The 2,142-nt window shown below is 51.1% G+C and carries 3 protein-coding genes; 2 read left to right on the top strand and 1 reads right to left on the bottom strand.

Annotated features, from left to right (window positions below):
* Positions 1–100 precede the first annotated feature (100 nt).
* Positions 101–595 carry a zinc ribbon domain-containing protein gene (locus tag P1P89_23220; GenBank protein ID MDF1594436.1) on the bottom strand — a complete coding sequence of 165 codons (495 nt, stop codon included), beginning with the start codon at positions 593–595 and terminating at the stop codon, positions 101–103.
* A gap of 192 nt (positions 596–787) precedes the next feature.
* Here P1P89_23220 and ndk point away from each other — a divergent pair, with 192 nt between their 5' ends.
* Both ndk and P1P89_23210 read left to right on the top strand, forming a co-directional pair.
* Positions 788–1,204, top strand: a complete 417-nt coding sequence (gene ndk, locus P1P89_23215) for a nucleoside-diphosphate kinase (GenBank protein ID MDF1594435.1) — start codon at positions 788–790, stop codon at positions 1,202–1,204.
* The gene (locus P1P89_23210) at positions 1,204–1,989 is read left to right on the top strand and encodes an RNA methyltransferase (protein MDF1594434.1); all 786 of its coding nucleotides are present in this window, start codon (positions 1,204–1,206) and stop codon (positions 1,987–1,989) included. Before ndk ends, P1P89_23210 begins: the two co-directional genes overlap by 1 nt.
* Positions 1,990–2,142: the final 153 nt, after the last annotated feature.

Raw genomic sequence — 2,142 nt, 5'->3', positions numbered from 1 at the left:
GATGTGTTGGCGGCGTTGACAATGGCATCGACGTTGAGCTTGGTAATATCTCCCTGCTTAATTTCGATTCTGTCCAGGACTGTTTTTGGCATGGGGTCCGCTATAGATCATAAAGGGTTTTATCTCTGATGGGGGCCGGGCGTTTTGCCTTGCTCCCTTTTTCACTCTTTGCCGCAAGCTCAAAAGGATCCTCCTGCTCCAACAGATCACCCATCTCAGCTTCAATCTGTTCGGGATCCTCGCCCCTTGCCATCCGGTTCAAGGCCTCTTCCATGCCCGGGCCCAGCTTTAAACCGGTCATGTCTGTAAGTTTTCGCATCAGATTGGCCGCCTGGCGGGGGTCGTCCTCGTTTATTTTATCGGCTTCACCGGCCAGCAACTGCATGGCACGTTCCATTTTGCTTTCGTCAAGGGGGAGATCGTCCATGCTGCCGGTTTCTTTGGCCTTGCCTGTAAACGCGAAAAGCGACACCTGCCGGGAAAGGGCCTTTGTTCTGCATTTGGGGCACTTGGGCTTTTTGGAGGTGTTGACCGTTTTGGAAAAGAAATTGAAGATGGTGTTGCAATCGCTGCAGTAAAATTCGTAAATCGGCATGGATACTCCTTGAAATCAGAATGCTTATTTTATCCTAACGATAGGACTTGCTGAATATAAAAATAAAATGGACGGCTTAACTTGTCAACCGTTATCAAACTATTTGACGCAATTCCGTCATCCGGTTGACTTGTCACGTGCCTTCTGATATTTCACCGAAAAATCTTAAACAATCGAAAGGAAATTAAACATATGGAACGAACACTATCTATTATCAAACCGGATGGCGTGGCGCAGGGCGTCATTGGAGAGGTCGTTAAACGGTTTGAAAGCAATAAAATCAAAATCGTTGCCATGAAAATGCTTTACATGACCCGCAAAGAGGCGCAAGGATTTTATGCCGTCCATCGAGAAAGGCCTTTTTTCAGCAGCTTGACGGAGTTCATGTCGTCCGGTCCGGTGGTGGTGATGGTGCTGGAAGCTGAAAATGTGATCGCCCGTAACAGAAAGCTGATGGGCGCCACCAATTACAAGGATGCGGAAAAGGGGACGATTCGGGCGGATTTTGCAACCAGCATTGAGAAAAACATTGTCCATGGATCGGATGCGCCGGAAACCGCCGCTTTTGAAATCGGTTACTTTTTCAACCGTTTTGAAATTGTCGGCTGATGTCTGACCGGGTGATGCTTCAGCATGTCTCCATCGTGCTGCATCGGCCGCGGATTTCTGAAAATATCGGGGCTGCCGCCCGTGCCATGCAAAACATGGGAATCGGCCGGTTGATTGTGGTTGCGCCGCAACAGCTCGATCTGGAGCGGGTCCGGATGATGGCAACCCATGCGGCTGCCGGGGTCGTTGAAAAAATGCAGGTTTTTAGCGACCTCAGGGAAGCGTTGGCTCCGTTTCAATTTGTGGCCGGAACCACCGCACGGCTGGGGGGCCAGCGGCCGGTATTAAAATCACCCGCAAAACTGGCCGAAAGCCTGATTCCCCTTTCACACCACAACCAGGTGGCCATCCTGTTCGGCCCCGAGGATCGGGGACTTTCCAATGAGGATCTATGCAACTGCCATGACTTGGTCCATATTCCCACAGCGGCGTTCTCTTCCCTCAATCTGGCCCAGGCCGTCATGATCGTATGTTATGAAATTTTCCTTGCCGCCCGGGAAGAAAAAACGGCGTTTATTCCCCGGGTGGCCAGTCGCCACGAACTTGAAGGCATGTACGCGCAGTTAAAGGAAATACTGGTCCGGATCAGCTTTATCAATCCGGATAACCCTGACTACTGGATGAACAATTTGCGGCGCTTTTTCAACCGCCTGCCGCTGCGGGCCAAGGAAGTCAGCATCATCCGGGGGATCTGCCGCCAGATCGACTGGTATGGCGGGAAATGTTATAGAGACGGTCTGAAAGACCGCAAGCTCGACCAAGGGCAGGACCCGGAAGCCGGGTAATCTTTTGTGTATTTCGGCTTAGTACAAATGAGCTTTAATACCGTGACGTGTAAAATCCATCCCGGGAGGCTGTCTGGCAGCCTATAATTCCTCTCCCCCCACCCTGACCCCGGCCTCTCTCTGGAGAGGCTGTGCCGTAATTAAAAAAACAAG

The organism is Desulfobacterales bacterium (assembly GCA_029211065.1).
Taxonomy (GTDB): Bacteria; Desulfobacterota; Desulfobacteria; order Desulfobacterales; family JARGFK01; genus JARGFK01.
This window is presented reverse-complemented; position numbering and strand designations above follow the sequence as displayed.